The 19,080-nt window shown below is 47.8% G+C and carries 19 protein-coding genes; 3 read left to right on the plus strand and 16 right to left on the minus strand.

Annotation, left to right across the window (positions count from 1 at the left end; translation table 11 throughout):
• Positions 1–6: 6 nt before the first annotated feature.
• The 14 genes from creD to nudK all read right to left on the minus strand — a co-directional run bounded on the left by creD (position 7) and on the right by nudK (position 15,005).
• Positions 7–1,356 (minus strand): cell envelope integrity protein CreD, encoded by a 1,350-nt coding sequence (creD, locus tag IRJ16_RS10045; RefSeq protein ID WP_194111405.1) that lies wholly within the window; start codon positions 1,354–1,356, stop codon positions 7–9.
• Positions 1,357–1,414: 58 nt separating this feature from the next.
• Positions 1,415–1,717 carry a winged helix-turn-helix domain-containing protein gene (locus IRJ16_RS10050; protein ID WP_290246124.1) on the minus strand — a complete coding sequence of 101 codons (303 nt, stop codon included), beginning with the start codon at positions 1,715–1,717 and terminating at the stop codon, positions 1,415–1,417.
• Positions 1,714–2,337 carry a hypothetical protein gene (locus IRJ16_RS10055; protein WP_194111406.1) on the minus strand — a complete coding sequence of 208 codons (624 nt, stop codon included), beginning with the start codon at positions 2,335–2,337 and terminating at the stop codon, positions 1,714–1,716. Before IRJ16_RS10055 ends, IRJ16_RS10050 begins: the two co-directional genes overlap by 4 nt.
• A gap of 248 nt (positions 2,338–2,585) precedes the next feature.
• On the minus strand, positions 2,586–3,944 hold the full coding sequence (locus IRJ16_RS10060; protein WP_194111407.1) for a S41 family peptidase: 1,359 nt from the start codon (positions 3,942–3,944) through the stop codon (positions 2,586–2,588).
• A gap of 118 nt (positions 3,945–4,062) precedes the next feature.
• Positions 4,063–5,988 (minus strand): ATP-binding protein, encoded by a 1,926-nt coding sequence (locus IRJ16_RS10065; RefSeq protein WP_194111408.1) that lies wholly within the window; start codon positions 5,986–5,988, stop codon positions 4,063–4,065.
• Positions 5,989–6,130: 142 nt separating this feature from the next.
• Positions 6,131–6,592, minus strand: a complete 462-nt coding sequence (locus IRJ16_RS10070; protein WP_194111409.1) for a QcrA and Rieske domain-containing protein — start codon at positions 6,590–6,592, stop codon at positions 6,131–6,133.
• A 36-nt stretch (positions 6,593–6,628) separates the two neighbouring features.
• On the minus strand, positions 6,629–7,573 hold the full coding sequence (locus IRJ16_RS10075; RefSeq protein ID WP_194111410.1) for a DUF5777 family beta-barrel protein: 945 nt from the start codon (positions 7,571–7,573) through the stop codon (positions 6,629–6,631).
• 11 nt (positions 7,574–7,584) lie between these two features.
• Entirely contained in the window at positions 7,585–8,121 is a 537-nt protein-coding gene (locus tag IRJ16_RS10080; protein ID WP_194111411.1) for a YceI family protein, read from the minus strand.
• A gap of 3 nt (positions 8,122–8,124) precedes the next feature.
• A complete protein-coding gene (locus IRJ16_RS10085) occupies positions 8,125–9,420 on the minus strand; it encodes a porin family protein (RefSeq protein ID WP_194111412.1) in 1,296 nt (431 codons plus the stop codon).
• Positions 9,417–10,067 (minus strand): RNA polymerase sigma factor, encoded by a 651-nt coding sequence (locus tag IRJ16_RS10090; RefSeq protein ID WP_228080002.1) that lies wholly within the window; start codon positions 10,065–10,067, stop codon positions 9,417–9,419. The genes IRJ16_RS10085 and IRJ16_RS10090 overlap by 4 nt, the downstream gene beginning before the upstream one ends.
• Positions 10,068–10,248: 181 nt before the next feature.
• Positions 10,249–11,361, minus strand: coding sequence for a PKD domain-containing protein (locus IRJ16_RS10095; protein WP_194111413.1), 1,113 nt, complete (start codon positions 11,359–11,361; stop codon positions 10,249–10,251).
• Positions 11,362–11,882: 521 nt separating this feature from the next.
• Positions 11,883–12,995 (minus strand): PKD domain-containing protein, encoded by a 1,113-nt coding sequence (locus IRJ16_RS10100; protein WP_194111414.1) that lies wholly within the window; start codon positions 12,993–12,995, stop codon positions 11,883–11,885.
• A 341-nt stretch (positions 12,996–13,336) separates the two neighbouring features.
• Entirely contained in the window at positions 13,337–14,338 is a 1,002-nt protein-coding gene (locus tag IRJ16_RS10105; RefSeq protein ID WP_194111415.1) for a glycosyl hydrolase, read from the minus strand.
• A gap of 85 nt (positions 14,339–14,423) precedes the next feature.
• Positions 14,424–15,005, minus strand: a complete 582-nt coding sequence (nudK, locus tag IRJ16_RS10110; RefSeq protein WP_228080004.1) for a GDP-mannose pyrophosphatase NudK — start codon at positions 15,003–15,005, stop codon at positions 14,424–14,426.
• Between the two features lie 183 nt (positions 15,006–15,188).
• Between nudK and IRJ16_RS10115 the strand changes: the two genes are divergently transcribed.
• Positions 15,189–16,475 (plus strand): MFS transporter, encoded by a 1,287-nt coding sequence (locus tag IRJ16_RS10115; protein ID WP_228080005.1) that lies wholly within the window; start codon positions 15,189–15,191, stop codon positions 16,473–16,475.
• Positions 16,476–16,520: 45 nt separating this feature from the next.
• The gene (locus IRJ16_RS10120; RefSeq protein ID WP_194111418.1) at positions 16,521–16,745 is read left to right on the plus strand and encodes a DUF4287 domain-containing protein; all 225 of its coding nucleotides are present in this window, start codon (positions 16,521–16,523) and stop codon (positions 16,743–16,745) included.
• A 56-nt stretch (positions 16,746–16,801) separates the two neighbouring features.
• On the opposite strand, the gene IRJ16_RS10125 is transcribed toward IRJ16_RS10120, so the two are convergent.
• The gene (locus IRJ16_RS10125; protein WP_194111419.1) at positions 16,802–17,809 is read right to left on the minus strand and encodes an SDR family oxidoreductase; all 1,008 of its coding nucleotides are present in this window, start codon (positions 17,807–17,809) and stop codon (positions 16,802–16,804) included.
• Between the two features lie 133 nt (positions 17,810–17,942).
• On the opposite strand from IRJ16_RS10125, the gene IRJ16_RS10130 reads away from it, so the two are divergent.
• Complete coding sequence (locus tag IRJ16_RS10130) at positions 17,943–18,497, plus strand: YciE/YciF ferroxidase family protein (RefSeq protein WP_194111420.1); 555 nt, start codon at positions 17,943–17,945, stop codon at positions 18,495–18,497.
• 59 nt (positions 18,498–18,556) lie between these two features.
• Here the strand turns inward: IRJ16_RS10130 and IRJ16_RS10135 are convergent, their stop codons facing one another.
• Positions 18,557–19,051 carry a DUF6705 family protein gene (locus IRJ16_RS10135; RefSeq protein WP_194111421.1) on the minus strand — a complete coding sequence of 165 codons (495 nt, stop codon included), beginning with the start codon at positions 19,049–19,051 and terminating at the stop codon, positions 18,557–18,559.
• Positions 19,052–19,080 lie beyond the last annotated feature (29 nt).

Below are 19,080 nucleotides of genomic sequence, written 5' to 3' on the forward strand. Positions count from 1 at the left end.
TGATAATTAATGCTGATCCCAATTGATCTTGCGCGAGAAGTACATCAGCGTAGCCACGATAATGAACAGGGCAATACTGCCTACCATCAGTGACAGGTCCTCGAGCTGGATGATGACAAAGATGAACCCATAGAACAACGACAGTATAGCGGCGAACATCGCGGCGGCTTTGCCATCTTTGAATAACGATGCCATAAAAGAACTGATGAGGCCGATGGTAGCCACCGCCGCTACCAGATAGGCGTAGTTGTAACCGATGTGCTCGGAGAAGGAGAGTAGCAGCGTGTAGAAGACGATCATGGCCGCACCGATCAGCAAATAATTAAAGATATGGATACGATGGCGGCGGATCACTTCGGTCAGGAATAGCGAGATGAATGTTAGCAGGATGATCAGTGCCGAATATTTGCTGGTACGCGTAGTTTTTTGATACTGATCTACCGGCACGCGCAGCTTTACGCCAAAGCTGGCCTGCTCCAGCTTGCTAACGTTGGCGAGCAGGTTATCGTTGCCGGTCCACTCCTGCGGGAAGGGGCGGTTGTAGTAAAGCATTTTCCAATGCGCGTTAAAACCGGTGGCGGTCACGTTGCGTTGATTAGGTAGCGATCGTCCATCAAAGCTTGGTGCGGCCCAATCGCCGGTGGCCGTTACTTCGGTAGTTTTGCCTAAGGCTAAAAAACTAAGGTCCTGGCTGCCTTTCAGGTCAAGCGTAAAATCAAAAGGTATCTGATCGGGCACGGCATCCGGTAGGGCGACCGCCACTTGCAAGCCGCTCTCGAACGCGCTGCCGCGACTAAAGATCGGCTCGGCCGATAGACTCTGTCCGTTCAGTTTAATTACGGGATTAGTCTTTAAACCCTTCAGGTCGGTAATGCTAAAGGCTAAGTGCGCCTTGGCCGGCATCAGTTGGGCAGGGTCGATAGATAGTTTGGCCAGATCGGCCTTCACAAAATTACCGGTCACCTTAACCAAGGTATTATAAACGATCACATCAAATATCCCGCGGTGCAGTTTTGACGACCTGATGTCGGAGTTGATCTTGAGATCGTTGGGCAGGATATACAGGTTATCGGTCACCTCGGTGATCACTTCTTTTTGGGAGGCGTCTTTAGTGCGCACCTGTTTTTTATAAGGGATAATAAGCACCGGCCCTTTGATCTGCTGCGGCCCTGACCATTTGTCGGATACGTCGCTAATGATCTCGTTCTGCCGTGCCGAACGCTCGGTGATCAGCCCGTCCACCCATACCGATGGTATCAATAAAACTAATGTTAAAAAAGCGATAAAGGCTAATTTTACTACGATGGATCCTTTGAACCATTGTAGTATCCCTTGCTGTGTTTGTTCTTCTATCATGATAATTGTTTATTTAAAAAGTACTTTGCATTTCAAAGTTAATGGGTAAAAAAAATAGCTATACTACCCTTTGTTTAATCAAAGCCTCCAGCGCATCCAGGTGCGCGTTAAAAGCACTGCGGCCTTTATCGGTAGCCTCATAAGTGGTGTTAGGCTTGCGGCCTACAAAACTCTTATTCACCAAAATATATTCCTCCTTTTCCAAGCCCTTAAGGTGCGATGCCAGGTTGCCGTCGGTAACGCCCAGCAGATCCTTAAGCGAGTTAAAATCGTACCGCTCATTCACCACCAGCACACTCATTATCTGCAGCCTAACGCGGTTCTCAAATGCTTTATCAAGTTTATCAAATGGGATGCTCACCTATCGTATTTTATGTACATAAAGCTGCCGTAAACAATGTGCAGCACGCCAAAACCAAACGCCCAAAAATACAGTCCGTAGCCCGGGTAAATAGCAGCGATCAAACCTAACAAAATTTCGTTGATGCCAAGGTATTGCACGCCTTTGTAAGTGTAATTTCCGGCCCCTACCAGCGCCAGGCCATAAAATATCAGTGATGCCGGGGCTACAATGCCCCAATACTCGCGCTGCCAAACAAACACCAGCATCAGCGCCCCGCCGGTAAGCAGCGGTACCGACATATTGAAGATCAGCGCCTTGCTGCCCGCATTCCAAAACTTCTGCCCGGTGCGGCGCGCTTTGCGCATGCTCAGGATAAGACCGGTAGCTAAAGATGCACCAAGCACCACTACCGCTATCAGCAATAGCTTCTCGATGATCAGCAGGTCATCTACCTCGCCACGCTGATCATAAGTGGCCGACCAGAACGGGTTGATCACCCGGTAAGCCAGGTAGGCACCCACTAAAGCGTAAACCCCGGCCAATATGCCCGAAAGCCCGCTAAGCGACAAAAATTTTGACGAACGCTCCATCAAGTTGCGGATGGAGGCCAGATCTTGCTGTACTTGATTATTTTCCAATGGTTAAAGTACTTTGTTATTCAAAGTAAGGTATTATAAATGGATGGTGCAAGATTTATTTTTATTTTTTTGGTGGAAGGCTTGAGAGAGGTAGAAGGCGAAAGGTTAAAGGTTAAAAGTCAAAGGTTTATTGTGGAAAGCGAAAGGAGAACGAAAAAGATTGGGCGTTTTCTTACGGTCGTTAGGTAGCTAAACAAAAACGGTCCGCAGCTTTTGGCTTCGGACCGTTTTATGATACCCTGATCTTATCAGATCTTTTTAAGCGGTTGCGGGGTGGCGGATATCCTTCCGTTGCCCATTAGGGTCTTGCGGGTTAGGCTTTCCAGTTTGCTACCTGCGCGGTTAATGTAAACCCTTGATACATTTGGGCCGATGTTGGCATTCAGACCGGTGATCACCAATACGTCGGGCTTAACTTCTTTTAGCAGGTAGCTCTCTACCGGTTTACCGGGTTCGGCACGGTTCCAAAACATTTGGCCTTTTACGTAAGTGATGTTAATGTTGTTAGTGTATTTACCCACCAGCTCGCCGTATTTCGCTTTCAGATCGGCCGGACCGGTGGCTATAGCGGCATCATCAAGCACCCATTGCGCGGCGGCTTTCTGCACCGTGTCGGTAGATGTTTTCATGATGTCCTCCAAAATAAGTCGGCGGGCAACTACAAGCGCGTCCTCTTTGCCGGTCTGCACGTCAGGGATCACACCAATGCCTTCCCAGCCTGTATTGTCATTAGGGCCAACTACCATCTTTACAGGGATAAATGCCTGCAAGTTGCTACCCAACTGTACGTTGCCGCCGGCAATGCCCGCGCCTGCGCTGGTATCACCCACAATGGTGGCGCGTTTAAGCTTTTGCATGGCGTAAGCAAATCCTTCGGATGCCGAACCTGTGCTCCTGCCGCTCAGGATGTAAACCTTAGCGTTAGGCATGTGTTTGCCCGGGGTGTAGGAGTAGGTCCATTCCTGCACATCGCGCTTGCGATCCTTATAAAAACCGTTCAGGTAATACTGCTCGTTGCCGGGGTTATAGAAGTACGAAGCCAAAAAGCGGCCCATCTGCCCGCTGCCCCCGCCGTTGTGGCGAACATCCAGGATCACATATTTGCTGTAGGCCGACATATTCATCGCAGCGGCCGCCATCTCAAAAGCCTCCTGCGAGGCCAGGAATGGCCCCGGGATATCTACATAAGCGGTAGAGGTAGCGCCATCTATCTCTACTTTTTTAAATCCGTAGTTAGCGCGCTGATCCGAGTTGTCCTCGCCGCCTCTACGCTGTCCGCCGCCGCCTTGCTGCGGTGCACTGCGCGATACACGCAGGTGAACATCCTTGTGCGTTTTGCGCAGATCTTCGGTCAGCCTGTTGGCCAGTTCGTTCTCTGTCAGGTTATTGTAGCGGCCTTCAGATTCTAACTTCAACAAGGCTTCTTTATACTTGGCGCTTATCTCGGGGAAAGGATAAACATCAACCAACCTGTCGGTCAGTCTGGTAACTACGGTGTGCCTGTCGGCATCGCTAACGGTCTGTGCAAAAGATGTCTGGTTGATAAATAACAAGGCCACACCTGTGCAAAGCACCCGGCAGGTTTGTTTAATAGCGATCGGTGTCATTTAAATGTTCTGAGTTTGAGGTGGTGAATTGAAGCCAAATATAACACTTGCGGCCGGATCTACGGCCTGGCAACCGCACCGACGAACGTAAAAGAATAGTTGCAGACACTGCCGCTCACTACATTGGCAAAGTAATATAAAAGTCGGACCCACTGCCCGGCGCGCTTACCACGCCAATCTTACCGTGGTTGGCTTCGGCATATTCTTTACACATCAGCAGGCCCATGCCGGTGCCTTTTTCATTAGTAGTTCCCTGGGTACTTTCGTTATCTAAACTAAATATATGGCTTTGCTTTAGTTCGCTCATGCCTACGCCGTTGTCTTTTACGGTGATGGTAGCCTGCAACTGATCTTTGTTAGCCACCCCAATGATCCAAACCCGGCCACCCACCGGGGTGAATTTAATGGCGTTGGATACCAGGTTGCGCATCATAAACTCAAAATGGTCCACATCGCAATACACCGCAAGGCCGGGGTCTACCAGATCCTTCAGCAAGATCTGTTTTTGTTCGGCGCTCTCCGCCAGCAGGTCAAAGGTACGTGCGATAACGGGGCCTATCTCAAAACGGATAGGGGCTATTTTGATACCCTTGATCTGCATTTGGCCCCATTTAAGCAATCCGTCCAGCGTCTCTAACGATGCCTTGCTGGTCTTCTCTAACTGACCCAGCATTTTCTTGCGGTCGGCGGGGGTCAGGTCGGCATCGTCTATCACTTGTAATAAGCCTATCATAGAGATGAACGGCGCCCTAAGATCGTGCGCCAATACCGACAGCAAACGGTCTTTAGTTTTATTGGTGTCGGCCAAGCCACGGTTAAGTTTGCGTAATTGGTAATAAAAGAAACCAATGCCGCCAATGATGAGCAAAGCTACCAGCGCCCCGCCGATGATGATCTTGCGCTCAAGTTTTTGCCGTTCGTTCATCGCCTCTACCTGCATGCGCGACTTATTCAATTCACTGGTCGATTTTACGGCGGCTACCTGATCAGACATCTCGCGGTAAAATAACGAGTCGGCAATCGCATATTGTTCTTTCTTCAGGTCCAGGGCGGTCTTATCATCACCCAGTTTCTCGTACAGGGCCGACATTTTTTCGAGCGCGTTCACCGTCAGTTTATTGCTTTGACGGGTTGCGGCAAGGGTACGGGCTTGATGCAAATATTTTAAGCTCTCCTTGTTGTCCACCTGCAGGTAAGATACCGCCAGGTTGATGAGGCTCTCCATTTGCCGCAAATAATTTTTGATGTCGCGCGATATAGCAAGCGCCTCTTTTTGCAACGTGATAGCCTTTTTTATATCACCCTCTTTAACATGAATAGATGCCAGCGTATTGGTCAGCGTAATGTACGACCCGTTGAATTTTGGCCGTACCGCTTGCTTCAAGCCAAGTTCAACACTGGCTTTAGCCTCGTTTAAACGGCTCATCTCGCGGTAGATCATCCCGTACGAGTTGGCGATGTTGAAGTACAGGCTGGAGAACGGCAATGTTTTATTAACAGAATCCGCCGTGCGCAGGTATTTCAGCGCCATTGGGTAACTGCGCTGCCAAATATGGTCTTCGGCCAGGCCGATGTTAGATTCAGCCAAACCTCGGGCATAGGCAGCTTTTTCGCTTAACTGTAAGGCGTTCAGGTGAAACTCAATGGCTTTATCATAATTGCCGCTGCGCAACTCTACTACACCCAGGCGGTTGGTCTCAGTAACGATACCCTTATCATCTTTAAGCGACCGGTAGATAGCCAGCGCGTCCTGATAGTTTTTGCGGGCATGACCGTACTTACCCTGATTATCGTTTATCAGCCCAAATTGGTGCAGCATCATGGCTTCGCCTGCCTTGTAGTTGTTCAGGCGGGCATGATCCATAGCCTTATCGGCCATCAGCTGCGCCGAATCGGGGTCACGGTACCTAAGTTCGGTAATGATACTATCATACGCCTTCATCTGCTTTTGCAAGCGGGCGTTATCACCCTGTGCCAAAACACGGGGTGCGCAAAAATACAGCGCGCAAAAAAGCGCCAAAGCGGATAGTTTTAATTGGGGCATATCTTTTTGGAAAGATCCTACAAGTTAACTTGCTATACGCAATACTGCAAATTTTGTTACGCCGAATAACAAACAAAAAAGGCAGCTACCTCCCGGTGCTGCCTTGTACCCAAATACCAATACCTAATTACTTATTGGGATGTTATGCCGTAACCGTCAATGCGTTGCCCGCTATGCTAACGGTATAGCGCCTTAAAGCCGTTGCTGCTGGCCCTTGCAGTAACGCGCCATCTTTAGCGAACTGGCTGCCGTGATTAGGGCAAATAAACACCCCCTGCGCGTTGTTATAACCCACCGGCGTGCCCTGATGGGTACAGCCCACCTGCACCGCGGTGAAAGATGCAGCCGCATTCCCCGCAGCCACGCGGACCAGGATAACCCCGTTAGCTACCTTGCTCGACCCTACCGTGGTCAATTCGGTGGCCAGATCGGCGGTCACCAGGTTAGTGGGTGGGTTGTTGGTGGGTGGGTTATTCGTTGGCGGGTTGTTGCCGGGCGTAGGGTTATCAGCCACGGGATCCTTGCCGCAGCCGGCCAATCCGCAACCGGTGCATACGGCCAGCAGGCCAATGCCAAACTTGGTTAAAAATTCGTCTCTTTCCATTTGTTCCTCCTTTTGTAAAGTGATCGTTTATGCGTTTTAGTATTTGTTTTTAGAGCGACCCGATAGTTCGAACATTCTTGATATGGTAAAGCCCAAACGGAATTGCCCTTTGCCCCAGCTCGATTCGGTATCGGCCAGGTAATTGATCTCGGATATCGCCTGCGAGTTGCTGAGGTTAAGCGTGAACACGTGCCCGCCCGTTTCTATCTCCCAGCCTACGCCAATGGGATCGTAAAAATTGGTGGTGGTATTGTTGCTGCTGCGGAACGACGAGAACGGGTGATGATAATCAACCACAATGCCCGATCGCTTGGTCACCTTTAAACGGAACGCACCGCCCAGCACAAAAAAGTTCTTCTCGTTATCGGGCAGGTACGGGAACGGCAAATTATTGCGCAGATACGACGGCGTTATCTGCATCGAAAAATTGGTAGAGAATTTACGGGCGATGACCAGTTGCGTAAAATAATTAAGCCTGTTGGTGTAGGGCTTAAAAACGTTGGTGGTAACGCTGTACGGTTTCAACCCGGTCTTGCCAATGATGGTCGCGCTGAAAGGCATGGCATCGTCAGCGGTCTGTTGCAGAAAATGATATTTCAGGCCCAGTTCCAATAATTGCTCAAACTTGCTGCGGCCAAATTGCAGGTCCAGCTTATCGCTGATGCCGTACTCGAAACCGATAAAAATATCGCTCGAATTATCCAGTCCCCACAAGGTTTTACCCCCACCCGCAGATCCGCCAATGTCGCCAAAACGGTGGATGACCACAAAGTTGAGGTTACCTTTTTTGACCGTCTCGGTGGTTTGCGAGAAGATCAGTCGGGAGGCTTTAAAAGTGGCGATCACCGGTTCGTTATCAGCAGTGGTCGACATGGCGTTAAGCAATGAATCGGCCGAACTGGTTTTAGCCGGTGGCGTAGTTTGGGCGCGGACGGTGCACACCGCCCCTGCCAACAGGCAAAGCGCTATCGTACTTTTCATATATGGCTTCTTTAGTTTTTGATGTAGGTGGCCGTTACGCTTACGCTGATGCTTTCGGCGATCTTTTGGAATACCAGTTTGGGGATGTCTATCTTATGGTCGACACATTTTACCGTGAACTCTGAATTAAAACTGACCGCGCCGCCTTTCACGGTGAATGCCCCGTCAATAGTGCGGTTCTGGGTAACACCGTGCACGGTGAGGTCGCCGGTGGCTTTTACCGCATAGGTACCGTCTTTGGTAAGATCCGGCAGCGACTGCACTTTTCCCTTAAAGGTGGCGTTGGGGAATTTATCGCTCTCCATGTAATTCTCGTTAAAATGCTCCTGCATTAGCGACTTTTGGAACTTGAACGAGCGTATCGGCACGTTAAACGCTACCTCTCCTGTGGTGGCTTTATAGACCGACGCAGCAGTGGCCGACGTGGCCCGGATATCCTCCAGCGGGGCTTTGGAATAGAGGCTCACCTTTGCGTTTTTACAGGCAAAAAGAGTCCCGTCTGCCTGGTGCGGTAGCATCCAAGCCAGTAATATTAGCAGATGTTTCATGGCTTAAGGGTTTTTATTGATAATGGTCCAGCTTGCTGACAAGGCTATCCCGGCGGTCTGGAGTTTTACGCGGTTGTTGCCAATATCAGTAAGCGGCAATTTAAGATAGGGTTGTAGCCCTATGCTGAATTTATTGTTAAGTTTTCGCTGATAAGTGGTCGATAGGTCCAGCACGCCTAAGATGTGATTGTTCCGGTTCGATACCGAAAAGCTGCTTGGCCCGTAAGTATAGCTCGATGCAAATTGATAATCGTACGTCTCTTTCAGCATAAAGTAAGATGACAGGCCGGCGCCTATGTTAAAGGAGTTCCTCCCCTGCCGATAAACCTGATAATCAACCATCAGCGGGATATCCAGCACCCGGCAATCGGCCATTACGCCGGTTGGTTTGGTATAGAAATTATAGGTGCTGATGTAACTGCTGTAGTCGGTAGCGTAAGGCACCTGGCTGTACACCGCCCCCGTGCTAATTGTCAGTTTATTACTTACCCCGACCGAGAAGATCAACCCGGCGGTCTTGCCCATTTTAGAATCTCGCAGCGAGCCTACCCCATTAAAACTTGGCGACAGTATCGCCGATATTGCCAGGCCGACCGGTCTGCTTTTAACAGCATCGTTCACCTTCACATTATTCACAGGCGCAACATCGCTAACCTTTGGGTCTGTAGTGGTAGCATCACCACCCGCTATCACCGCTGTATTTGTCCCTGCCGATGCTACCGCGACCACCGTATCCCGTGGCGACGTTGCCGGCTTCTGCGCGATGATGCGGTCGTCCTGTTTAATGATGTCGTCTCCCTGCTTAACCACAGGGGCGCTTGTCTTATTACCAGTCACCGATCCTGCTTTAACGAGTGACCGTCCGTTGCCGTGCGATGCCGCTACAAGTTTACCCGGCTTAACTGTATTATCTTGCTTAACCAAATCCGTCTTAGCTTGCGCTATAACAGGCTGACCGGCCGGTACTTTGCCTGCAATATCTTTTGATGGGAAGGTTGCCGTTGGCTGATCAATAGCTATGCTATCCGCTTTAATTCCTTTCTGTCCGTCATTAGCCAATTGCCTACCGCCTTGCTCGGTTGGGTTCAGCATCCACCAACCAAAAGCCAATACGATCAATATCGATGCTGCTATGGCTACCGCCCTGCCGATCGGGAATACCCTGGCTGGCTTTTTACCGCCTGGTAGCTGATCTTCCATGCTGTCCCAGTGGGCCTCGTCAAATTCAAAATGATCTTCGGGGCCGTCAAAGCTCTGTTTGAACAGTTCGTCAAATTTATGTTTGTCCCCCGCCTTCATATCCTAAATCCTCGTTGCTTTAAATTTTCATCCGGTCCGTCATTCTTTATGATGGCCACGGTAGAGTAATGCACCATGTTGCCGCCCGGTGAACGATAGTCGCCCTCGGCTTGTAATATCATATCTTTTAGCTTTGCCCTGGCTTTGAAAAGATTCGATTTTGACGTACCGGCGCTGATGCCCAGCATCTCGCCTATCTCGTCGTGCCCGTAGCCTTCTATCGCAAATAGGTTAAACACTGTGCGATAGGCGTTTGGCAATTTTTGCACCATGGCCAGCAATTCATCAAAAGCCAGTTTGCGGTCGGGCAGGTCGTCGTGGCTAATATCCTCGGCTTTTTCAATGTCGTCCATATAGGCCATTTTTAAATTGGCGCGATAGTTATCTATGGACGCATTCATCATGATTCTGCCCAGCCAAGCTTTGAACGGCTTAGCCTGATCAAATTTTGCCAGATGCGTAAAAACCTTTAAAAATCCCTGATTCATAACTTCTGCCGCCTCGTCGCGGTTGCCGGTGTAACGCATACAAATGCCCATGGCAAAGCCGTAAAACAACTTGTACAGTTGTTTCTGACACTTTCTGTCCTGTTCGATACAGCCCGTTATCAGTTGTTTTAACTGTTCATCTACCATATTATGGCCCATTGGTCAGTTGAGCATTGTTCCCTTTTTACCCTTAACACGGCGACAGGGGTGGAAAGGTTGCTTAAATGTATGATCTTTTTAAAAAAAATATCTGTGAGCAATTTCGGCGACATATAGAAAGCACAAAAAAAGCCCGGCTCAAAATTGGCCGGGCTTGATATGGTATATTTATAAAGGGATACTATCTGAATAATTGGAACTCTGACAACTGGAAGTACGTACTAAAAACACCAGCCGGGAACCTTAACCTGTAATGTGTGTACAAACCAGGTGTTGGCACAGGGTAGTACCATAAGCGTTTGTAACGGGTAGCATCAGTAGCAGCGCCGGCATCGATAGCTTTTTGATAGAAACCGCTGCCATTGTTCTGATAGTCTAATTGGGTCCAGCTTACTCCGGCATCGTTAGATCCTTCTAACACCCAATCCCTTGGGTCGCGGGCGTTACCGGCATCGTTACCGTTGGCAATAGCATACAGGTTGATCCTAACAGGTGTTTCGTATATAACGGTGAACGCCCAGGTGTTTAATAAGTTGGTATTATAAACACCAAATTTGGTATTAACGTTACCATCTATCAGTTTAGACGAACCTTCGTTAGCGGTAGCGTTGGCAGGGTTCAAGCCGTTCTCTAACACAGAAGAATAACCGATACGTTTTTGGGTAATGTCTTCGGCAATACCTTCGGTCGTAACGTTACGGGTAAGCGTGATCACCGAACCTTTGTTGGTAGTTATCACAACCGTGAACGTATTGAAAGTACCTACATTGTAGGTTTTGCGCGGGCTTAACTCTTCTGTTTTTGTTGTTGCTGCGGCAGTGCTGCCAAATGCGGCATCATTAAATGTCCAGGCCACTTTAGCCACGGTCGCCTTCACATTTAAACTGAACTGCAAAGTTGCCGTTCCGGATGTGGTTGCCACTTTAGTTGTGGTAAGCTTAGCCACACTATCAGGCACAATGTTAATATCGATCATTTTACGACCGAACTGGGCAGTAGTTTTGCTGAAAGCCTTAAGGTCTACCGTGTATTTACCGGTGGTAAGGTAGGTGTGGGTAGGGTTATCGTCAAACTTAAGGGTATCGTCACCAAATCGCCACTCTACCTTGCCGTAGTTACTTGTTTTGTTTTTAAAACTGAATGTAAACGCGTCATTAGCATCGGGTACAACCTCGTAGTCGGTCAGCGGCAGGTCGTAAGGAGGGTCTACGTAAGCGTCTAATTCTTCTTTTTTACAAGAGGTAGCTGCAGCCAAACATAAAAGCAATGCAATTGGCTTTAAAAGTTTCTTCATTAGTTTCAATTTTTTAGTTGATACACAGGGTGATAATTTTTATAAACCTCAGGCCGGTCTGTGGCGGCGCGTATCGTCCATTGATCAACAAGAAAGCTCTCTGCAAGGAAATGTTAAGCGACCATAATTAACCGCGTAGCATAGTTCTTCCGCAACGTTCGCACGTCGGGAATACCTTAAGCTTCTTGTTAATTTAGGATCGGTCAGCGGCGTAGGATCTGCCTTTGTTATCACAAACTTAATCAAAAAAAGACCCCGTAAACAGTGTGTAATAAAATTGATACAGATGTTACAACATATACAAACGAATTAGTATGTAAGATATTAGAATAATATAAGAAAATGCCATTATTGATGATATTGGCAAATTTCGAAGGCATTAACTGTCAAAAATATAATAACTAATTAGTCATAAAAACCACGCCGACCAGAGATGTATATACATGTAACCGCCCAAAAAGAGCATAAAAAAACCCGGCAAAACTGGTGTTTTGCCGGGCCTCTTCTGCCTTGGTACTTTGTTATCTATAGAGCCTGAATTCGCCCAGTTGGAAGTCGTTGTTATTGAAAGTACCGTTAGGGAACCGCAATCTAAATAAGCTGTAAGGTTTTGGATCGGTTACCGGGTAATACCATAAGCGTTTGTAGCGCTCGGCATCGGTTGTGGCGCCTGCGGCGTTGGCCTTATCAAAAAAGCCGGTGCCATTTACCTGGTGATCTATCTGGGTCCAGGTCATGCCATCGTCCGACCCTTCTAATATCCACTCCTTAGGGTCGCGATCGTTACCGGCATCGTTACCGTTACCTATGGCGTAAAGCTTCACTAACACCTGGCTGTTGTATTGAATGGTAAAGGCCCAGGTGTTTAACTGACCATTACCGTAGATGCCAAATTTGGTATCCACATTACCATCCACCAGTTTAGACGAACCCTCGTTAGCAGTAGCATTTGCTGGGTCATTATTATTCTCTAACACCGTAGTGTATCCCAGGCGTTTTTGCGTAATATCTTCGGCTATACCCTCGGTGGTCACATTACGGTTCAGGCTAACTACCGAACCTTTTTTAGTAGTGATGGTTACCGTAAAACTGTTGAATGTGCCCGTAGAATAAGTTTTAATTGGATGCAACTCTTTACTACGGGTACGGGTAGCGGGAGTAGTGCCAGTGGCGGCATCATCAAATACCCACTCAACGCTATCTATCTGGGCCTTAACATCCAAGTTAAATTGTATAGTTGCTGCACCACTCCCACTCTCTACGCGGGTTGTGGTCACATGCACAACACTATCCGGAACGATATTGATATCTACCAATTTACGGCTGAACTGGTCGGTAGTTTTACTAAAAGCCTTTAGGTCTACCGTGTATTTACCGGTAGCGAGGTAGGTGTGGGTAGGTGCAGTGTCTGTCTTTAAAGTGTCGTCTCCGAAACGCCATTCTAACTTACCGTAATTGGTGGTTTTATTTCTAAAGGTAAAAGTGAATGCGTCATTAGGATCTGGGACCACTTCATAGTCGGTTATAGGGTTATCATAAGCCGGCTCAACATACTCATCCAGTTCATTTTTTTTGCAGGATACTGCGGCGATAAGGCAGCACAAAAGTGCCATCGGTTTTAAAAAGTTTCTCATAAAAGGTAAAATTTAAAATTGGTAAATTGGCTTGTACAGACAAATATGTCAGTACAAAGTTGACTACAATGATGGTCACAGAAAATCAATAGGCGCTGATCGATCAGGGAAATTGCGTCAGGTTATTAGGCAGACAACAAACCTCCGAAATTGTTAACTAAAAAAGTAGTGTGTAATAAAATTAATACAGACGTTTAAGTCATATATTAACCTTCACAATACTCCTTTGGCTACCATTATTAAAATTTAATTAGAGATGACGAAGGTAGCGGAGGAAAAATGAAGGTATGATGAAGATTTGCAGCAACCTAAGCCGCAGATAAGACACTATTAGTCAGTGCCTATAACAATACTGTTACCAAATTATCTAAAGCGATCTTAACCCGTTCAAAAATATTCGGCCGGCGTTCCCTGTAGGCCTTTTTAATGTTGGGGACCTTATCTAAGGTCACTACCAGATCGTGATCGTAAACATATTTTAAATGCGCTGCAGGCACCTTCTTTAAATGATCGGTATGCCATTGCATAAACCAGCTCCATTTAGAGCCTTCGGCAAAAGATTTAGCCGGATCGGGCGGGATGCCGCACTCGTGGAAAGCGATAGGCATGGTATCGCCAACAATGGCCCGGGTTTGTTCATACATGCCTTTACGCGATAGTCCCGGCTGATAGGTATCAGGCCCGGCTATGTCCACATATTCCCTACCCGGATACCAGGCAGCATCGGGCTTGTCCATGTAGCAATGTACCCATATCAGATTATCCAGATGCTGATCATGCACATAGTAATTGTACATGGTTATCCATAGGCGCTTAAACCGATCTGGCCCTTGTTTGCCCCACCAGAACCAATTGCCATTTAACTCGTGAAATGGCCGCCAAAGTACCGGCACCTTGGCCCGTTTTAGTTTTTTAAGCAATTGGGCTTTCTCTTTCAACTCCTTCCAAAAGGCGGTATGCTCCGGCGTGCCTTGCTGAAAGATCTTGTCGATATCAATTTCTTTCTTGGAGTTTTCGTAACCGCTACCGATAGCCGGTGCGCCCCAATGCCACATAATGGTAGGGATGCCGCCTTGTTTCCACCAGGCTTTGGCAAATTTCACTTCATTGTTATTCTTGGCACTATCTACAAAGTCCAACCCGCGGATGGCGGGGAGTTTACCGGTAGAGTCGAGCACGTATTTCAGTTCATCAAAACCCCAGTTAGATGTCATTTGCCCGGCCAGCATCTTTTTGCCGTACATATCCTGCAGATAAGCATAAACAGCCTTAGCCTCGGCGGACGCATTCTTATTAGATAGGGACAGCCGTGCCTGCCCGTAACTATGATCAATAGCGAACATGGCAATTATAAAAACAATACATTTTATGCTACGGAACATGGATAGATGCTGATGAGCTTCACCAAAGATAGCTTATCGCTGCCTGTTATCGGTCCAGCAAATTATGGATCTGCGCGTATTGCAGCAGCATAATGGTTTTGGCATCGCGTATATCGCCGGATGCGATCATGCCTACAGCTTGCTGAAAGGTCATCTCTAATACTTCAATATTTTCGTTCTCCTCGGCCAGTCCGCCACCGTCGCTTACCTGCATCGACTTATCATACTCCGCCGTGAAAAAATAAAGCATCTCGGTAACCGAACCCGGCGACATATAGGCTTCAAAAACCTTTTGCACGTGGGTGATCTTGTAACCGGTCTCCTCTTCGGTCTCCTTGCGGATGCAGTCTTCGGCGTTATGAGCGTCTAAAAGACCGGCACAGCACTCGATCAGCATGCCATTGGGGTTGCCGTTAACATATGTAGGCATACGGAACTGACGGGTAAGGATCACCGTACCTTGCTGCTTGTTGTATAAAAAGATAACAGCGCCATTGCCCCTATCGTAAGCCTCGCGGCTTTGCGTGGTGACGTTGCCCGCTCTGTCGGTTGTTTGATAAGATATTTTGCGTAGGGTGTACCAATTGTCGGATAAGACCTCGGTATTGGTAATTGTGATATTATTCAAAGTAGGATGTATTAAAGCTATTGAACGTACAGTGCGCGCGATCATTGCGGCGACCACCAATACTGACGTATTAGCCGGCCGCAATGTTACACTAAATTATTCTTTACGATATAATTGCCAATAGTTATTGTAAGCTAAATTATTGATATGTTTGATGTTCAGATCATCCTATCGGTAAACCTAATGACAATTAAACCAGCCCAAGCTAACCCGGTAAGGCGCATCCTTACCGCCAGCCTTATTGGCACTACCATCGAGTTTTTCGACTTTTATATATACGCCACCGCCGCTGTGCTGGTGTTCCCTAAACTATTTTTCCCGGCTGCAGATCCGGCTTCGGCAACCTTGCAATCCTTAGCGACCTTCGCGCTTGCTTTCTTTGCACGACCATTAGGCGCTGCCCTATTCGGTCACTTTGGCGATCGTAAAGGCCGCAAAGCGACACTGGTTGCCGCGCTGATGACCATGGGGCCATCAACCGTAGCCATTGGCCTGCTGCCGAGCTATCAAAGCATAGGCATCCTGGCCCCTATCCTGTTATCTATATTCAGGTTTGGGCAAGGTTTAGGTTTAGGCGGCGAATGGGGCGGCGCGGTGCTATTAGCTACCGAGAACGCCCCTCCCGGCAAGAAAGCATGGTACGGCATGTTCCCTCAGTTGGGTGCACCTATAGGCTTCCTGTTATCCAGCGCGATCTTCTTTATCCTTAGCGAGACCCTGACCGATGCCGATTTCCTTAGCTGGGGATGGCGCATACCATTTATTGCCAGCGCGCTGTTGGTTTGGGTTGGCCTGTACGTGCGCCTAAAGATCACCGAAACGCCCGATTTTGAAAAAGTAAAAGAGCAAAAAGCCCAGGTAAAAGTACCCGTGCTGGATGTTTTTGTTAAGCATACCAAAGCCATTGTGTTAGGCACCATTGCTACCATCACCACCTTCTTATTGTTCTATCTGATGACCGTATTTACCCTCAGTTGGGGGACGACGCATTTAGGCTACTCGCGCCATAGCTTTTTGATCGGGCAGATGATATCGGTACTGTTCTTCGGTTTCGGGATACCGATATCGGCCTTACTGGCAGATAAATTCGGTCGCGCTAATATGCTGATGACGGCCAGTGCCTGCATCTTTATATTCGGACTTTTCTTTTCGCCCCTGTTCAATAGCGGCAACTGGACCGTGACGGTATTTTGCCTGGTTTTGGGCATGTTTTTAATGGGACTTACTTACGGACCGATCGGTACAGCCCTGGCGGGTATCTTCCCGGCAACGGTGCGCTACACAGGCGCATCACTGGCGTTCACCATCGCAGGGATACTGGGAGCATCGCTTACGCCTGCTTTGGCTACCAAATTGGCTACCGACTACGGCTTGCATTACGTGGGGTATTACCTGTGCCTGTCGGCCGCATTAACGTTCCTGGCTTTGTGGGCATCCCGGAAGTCGATACAGGATGGGGTGAGCGAATAGATCTTTCTGATATATTTGAGCACGTAAACCAAAACAGCTATCGATATGTCATTCCAAGGATATTTAAAAAGCATACACGAAAAGACCGGCAAAACCGCGCCAGACTTCCGCACCATGGCCGAAGAAAAAGGCTTTACCGAAGGCGGCGAGTTAAAAGTAAAAGCCACCCAAATAACCGACTGGCTTAAACAAGACTTTGAACTTGGCCACGGCCATGCTATGGCTATTTACGCGTTATTGAAGGGCATTAAGGATGAGAACAGTAAATAAATAAGAGTATGCGTTAGCCGCATACTCTTACCCTATCAACTCATTTCCCTAAGATCTTATGGCTGGCCACCACCGCCCGATGCACCGTATACGGCTCCGGTAGTGAAAGATGCATCAGAAGCAGCCAGTTGTACATATATTGATGCTAACTCGACCGGTTGACCAGGGCGGCCGAAAACTGTTTGTGAACCAAATTGCTTTAACTTTTCCATCGTAGCACCACCACTCACCTGCAGTGGTGTCCAGATCGGTCCTGGTGCTACGCCGTTCACACGGATGCCTTTAGGGCCCAATTGCTTAGCTAAGGACTTAACATAATTGGTAGTAGCTGCCTTAGTTTGCGCATAATCATAAAGTTCGGCAGATGGATCGTAAGCCTGCTCGGATGTAGTACCAATGATCACCGAGCCAGGCTTCAAATATGGCAGTGCCGCCTTGGTGGTCCAAAACGGCGCGTATATGTTAGTTTTCATCGTGGCGTCAAAAGCTTCGCTGGTAATGTCCATGATCGACGCTTGGGTTTGCTGACGGGCAGCATTGTTCACCAGGATATCCAATCCGCCTAACGCTTTGGCTGCCTCATCTACCATCTTTTTGCAGAAGCCCTCGTCGCGCAGGTCACCTGGGATCGCAACCGCTTTACGGCCTTCAGCTTTTATCAGGGCTATCACTTCTTTAGCATCCTCCTCCTCGGTAGGGTAATAATTGATGGCTACGTCAGCACCTTCACGGGCGTAAGCGATAGCTGCAGCGCGGCCCATGCCCGAGTCGCCGCCGGTGATCAGTGCCTTGCGGCCCTTTAATCTTCCGGATCCTTTATAGCTGGTCTCGCCGTGGTCGGGGCGTGGGTTCATTTTGGTGGCCAGTCCAGGCCATTCTTGCTTCTGCTCCTGAAACGGTGGCTTTGGATATTTTGAAGCCGGATCTTCCAGTGGAAGGCCGGCGTGGTTATCTGTGTTCATAGCATTCGCGTTCAAAACCGGGGCGGCAACGGCGGCGGCAATAGTTGTGCCTATGCCTCCTAAGGCTGCCCGGCGGCTCATTTTGTTGTGTTCGTTCTCCATGGATGTGATGTTTTGTTAGGAACATCTGTTCAAACAGATAGTTTAATAATTAATTAAAAAAATATCCTAAAACATAAAACATTGTTGCATCGATATTCCTTATATCTCTACAAAACCACAAAAAGCAGTAACAATGGCAACAAAAACCAAAGCACCGGCAACCAAAGCGACAGCGCCTAAAACAGGCAAAATGGAAGATTCAGAATTTCATGAATTCTTTGTCGACAGTTTAAAAGATATTTATTGGGCAGAGAAACACTTAGTAAAAGCTTTGCCTAAGATGAAAAAAGCAGCAACCAGCCCGGATCTGGCAGCGGCATTTGAAAAACACACTGCCGAAACGCAGATCCACATCGAAACGTTAGAGCAGGTATTTGCGCTATTAGAAGAAAAAGCAGTAGCAAAAAAATGTGACGCGATGGAAGGCTTGTTAGAAGAAGCTAACAGCATCATCAGCGAGACTGAGAAAGGTACGCACACACGTGATGCAGCCCTGATCGCGGCAGCACAAAAAGTTGAGCACTACGAGATAGCCACCTATGGCACCTTGCGCACCTTTGCCGCAACTATGGGCCACACCGAGGTGGCCGACCTGTTAGAGCAAACATTAGAGAATGAAAAAGCTACCGACGTGGCCCTGACCGAAGCCGCCGTTAGCATGATCAACGAAGCTGCAGCAGCCGAATAATTAGTATTTATGTTTTTAGAGAAGCCCTGATGATATCTTCATCGGGGCTTCTCTATTTGCTATTCTACCTTAAAAAAGGTCACATTTTCTAAAATAGAGAACTTTCTCCGCTCATTTTTCTCGCCCTGATCTTTTCCATTAGCTTTGAACGTAAGTCCTTCTCTTTTAACAACAGAACACCGCAAGGACTTTTTATCTGCAGAGAATATCAAAAGTACTTGAGTTTGTTTATTGTTCGATGCATCATCGGTGTAGGTAATTTGAACGGTATCTTTTTTTAAAAGGATGCCTTTTGTAAGATCCTTAACACCCGAACGTTCCTCTACACCTTTACCCACATAAGAACCTTGCAGAAAGTCTGCATATGCGTTATAACTTTCGATAAACACCTGCTCTGTACTTAGCTTGAGCTTTACATCATAAGTAGGAGCATGATACACCCAAACGCCGTTATAAACATCTAACTCCGGGTGCTTATAGCGTTTTGGAGATTGACCAAATGATGCACTGGTCGCTAATAAAAGAGTCACGACCAAGATCGATCTTACTATCATATCGCCAATTTAAATACTATACCCATTAG

It is taken from the genome of Mucilaginibacter myungsuensis (genome assembly GCF_015222005.1).
GTDB classification, from domain to species: Bacteria; Bacteroidota; Bacteroidia; order Sphingobacteriales; family Sphingobacteriaceae; genus Mucilaginibacter; species Mucilaginibacter myungsuensis.

What these genes read in the sequence shown, in the direction of transcription:
- creD (WP_194111405.1), bottom strand. Translation starts at nt 1,356, where the DNA reads ATGATAGAAGAACAAACACAGCAAGGGATACTACAATGGTTCAAAGGA.
- IRJ16_RS10060 (WP_194111407.1), bottom strand. Translation starts at nt 3,944, where the DNA reads ATGACACCGATCGCTATTAAACAAACCTGCCGGGTGCTTTGCACAGGT.
- IRJ16_RS10065 (WP_194111408.1), bottom strand. Translation starts at nt 5,988, where the DNA reads ATGCCCCAATTAAAACTATCCGCTTTGGCGCTTTTTTGCGCGCTGTAT.
- IRJ16_RS10070 (WP_194111409.1), bottom strand. Translation starts at nt 6,592, where the DNA reads ATGGAAAGAGACGAATTTTTAACCAAGTTTGGCATTGGCCTGCTGGCC.
- IRJ16_RS10075 (WP_194111410.1), bottom strand. Translation starts at nt 7,573, where the DNA reads ATGAAAAGTACGATAGCGCTTTGCCTGTTGGCAGGGGCGGTGTGCACC.
- IRJ16_RS10080 (WP_194111411.1), bottom strand. Translation starts at nt 8,121, where the DNA reads ATGAAACATCTGCTAATATTACTGGCTTGGATGCTACCGCACCAGGCA.
- IRJ16_RS10085 (WP_194111412.1), bottom strand. Translation starts at nt 9,420, where the DNA reads ATGAAGGCGGGGGACAAACATAAATTTGACGAACTGTTCAAACAGAGC.
- IRJ16_RS10090 (WP_228080002.1), bottom strand. Translation starts at nt 10,067, where the DNA reads ATGGGCCATAATATGGTAGATGAACAGTTAAAACAACTGATAACGGGC.
- IRJ16_RS10095 (WP_194111413.1), bottom strand. Translation starts at nt 11,361, where the DNA reads ATGAAGAAACTTTTAAAGCCAATTGCATTGCTTTTATGTTTGGCTGCA.
- IRJ16_RS10100 (WP_194111414.1), bottom strand. Translation starts at nt 12,995, where the DNA reads ATGAGAAACTTTTTAAAACCGATGGCACTTTTGTGCTGCCTTATCGCC.
- IRJ16_RS10105 (WP_194111415.1), bottom strand. Translation starts at nt 14,338, where the DNA reads ATGTTCGCTATTGATCATAGTTACGGGCAGGCACGGCTGTCCCTATCT.
- IRJ16_RS10115 (WP_228080005.1), top strand. Translation starts at nt 15,189, where the DNA reads ATGACAATTAAACCAGCCCAAGCTAACCCGGTAAGGCGCATCCTTACC.
- IRJ16_RS10120 (WP_194111418.1), top strand. Translation starts at nt 16,521, where the DNA reads ATGTCATTCCAAGGATATTTAAAAAGCATACACGAAAAGACCGGCAAA.
- IRJ16_RS10125 (WP_194111419.1), bottom strand. Translation starts at nt 17,809, where the DNA reads ATGGAGAACGAACACAACAAAATGAGCCGCCGGGCAGCCTTAGGAGGC.
- IRJ16_RS10130 (WP_194111420.1), top strand. Translation starts at nt 17,943, where the DNA reads ATGGCAACAAAAACCAAAGCACCGGCAACCAAAGCGACAGCGCCTAAA.
- IRJ16_RS10135 (WP_194111421.1), bottom strand. Translation starts at nt 19,051, where the DNA reads ATGATAGTAAGATCGATCTTGGTCGTGACTCTTTTATTAGCGACCAGT.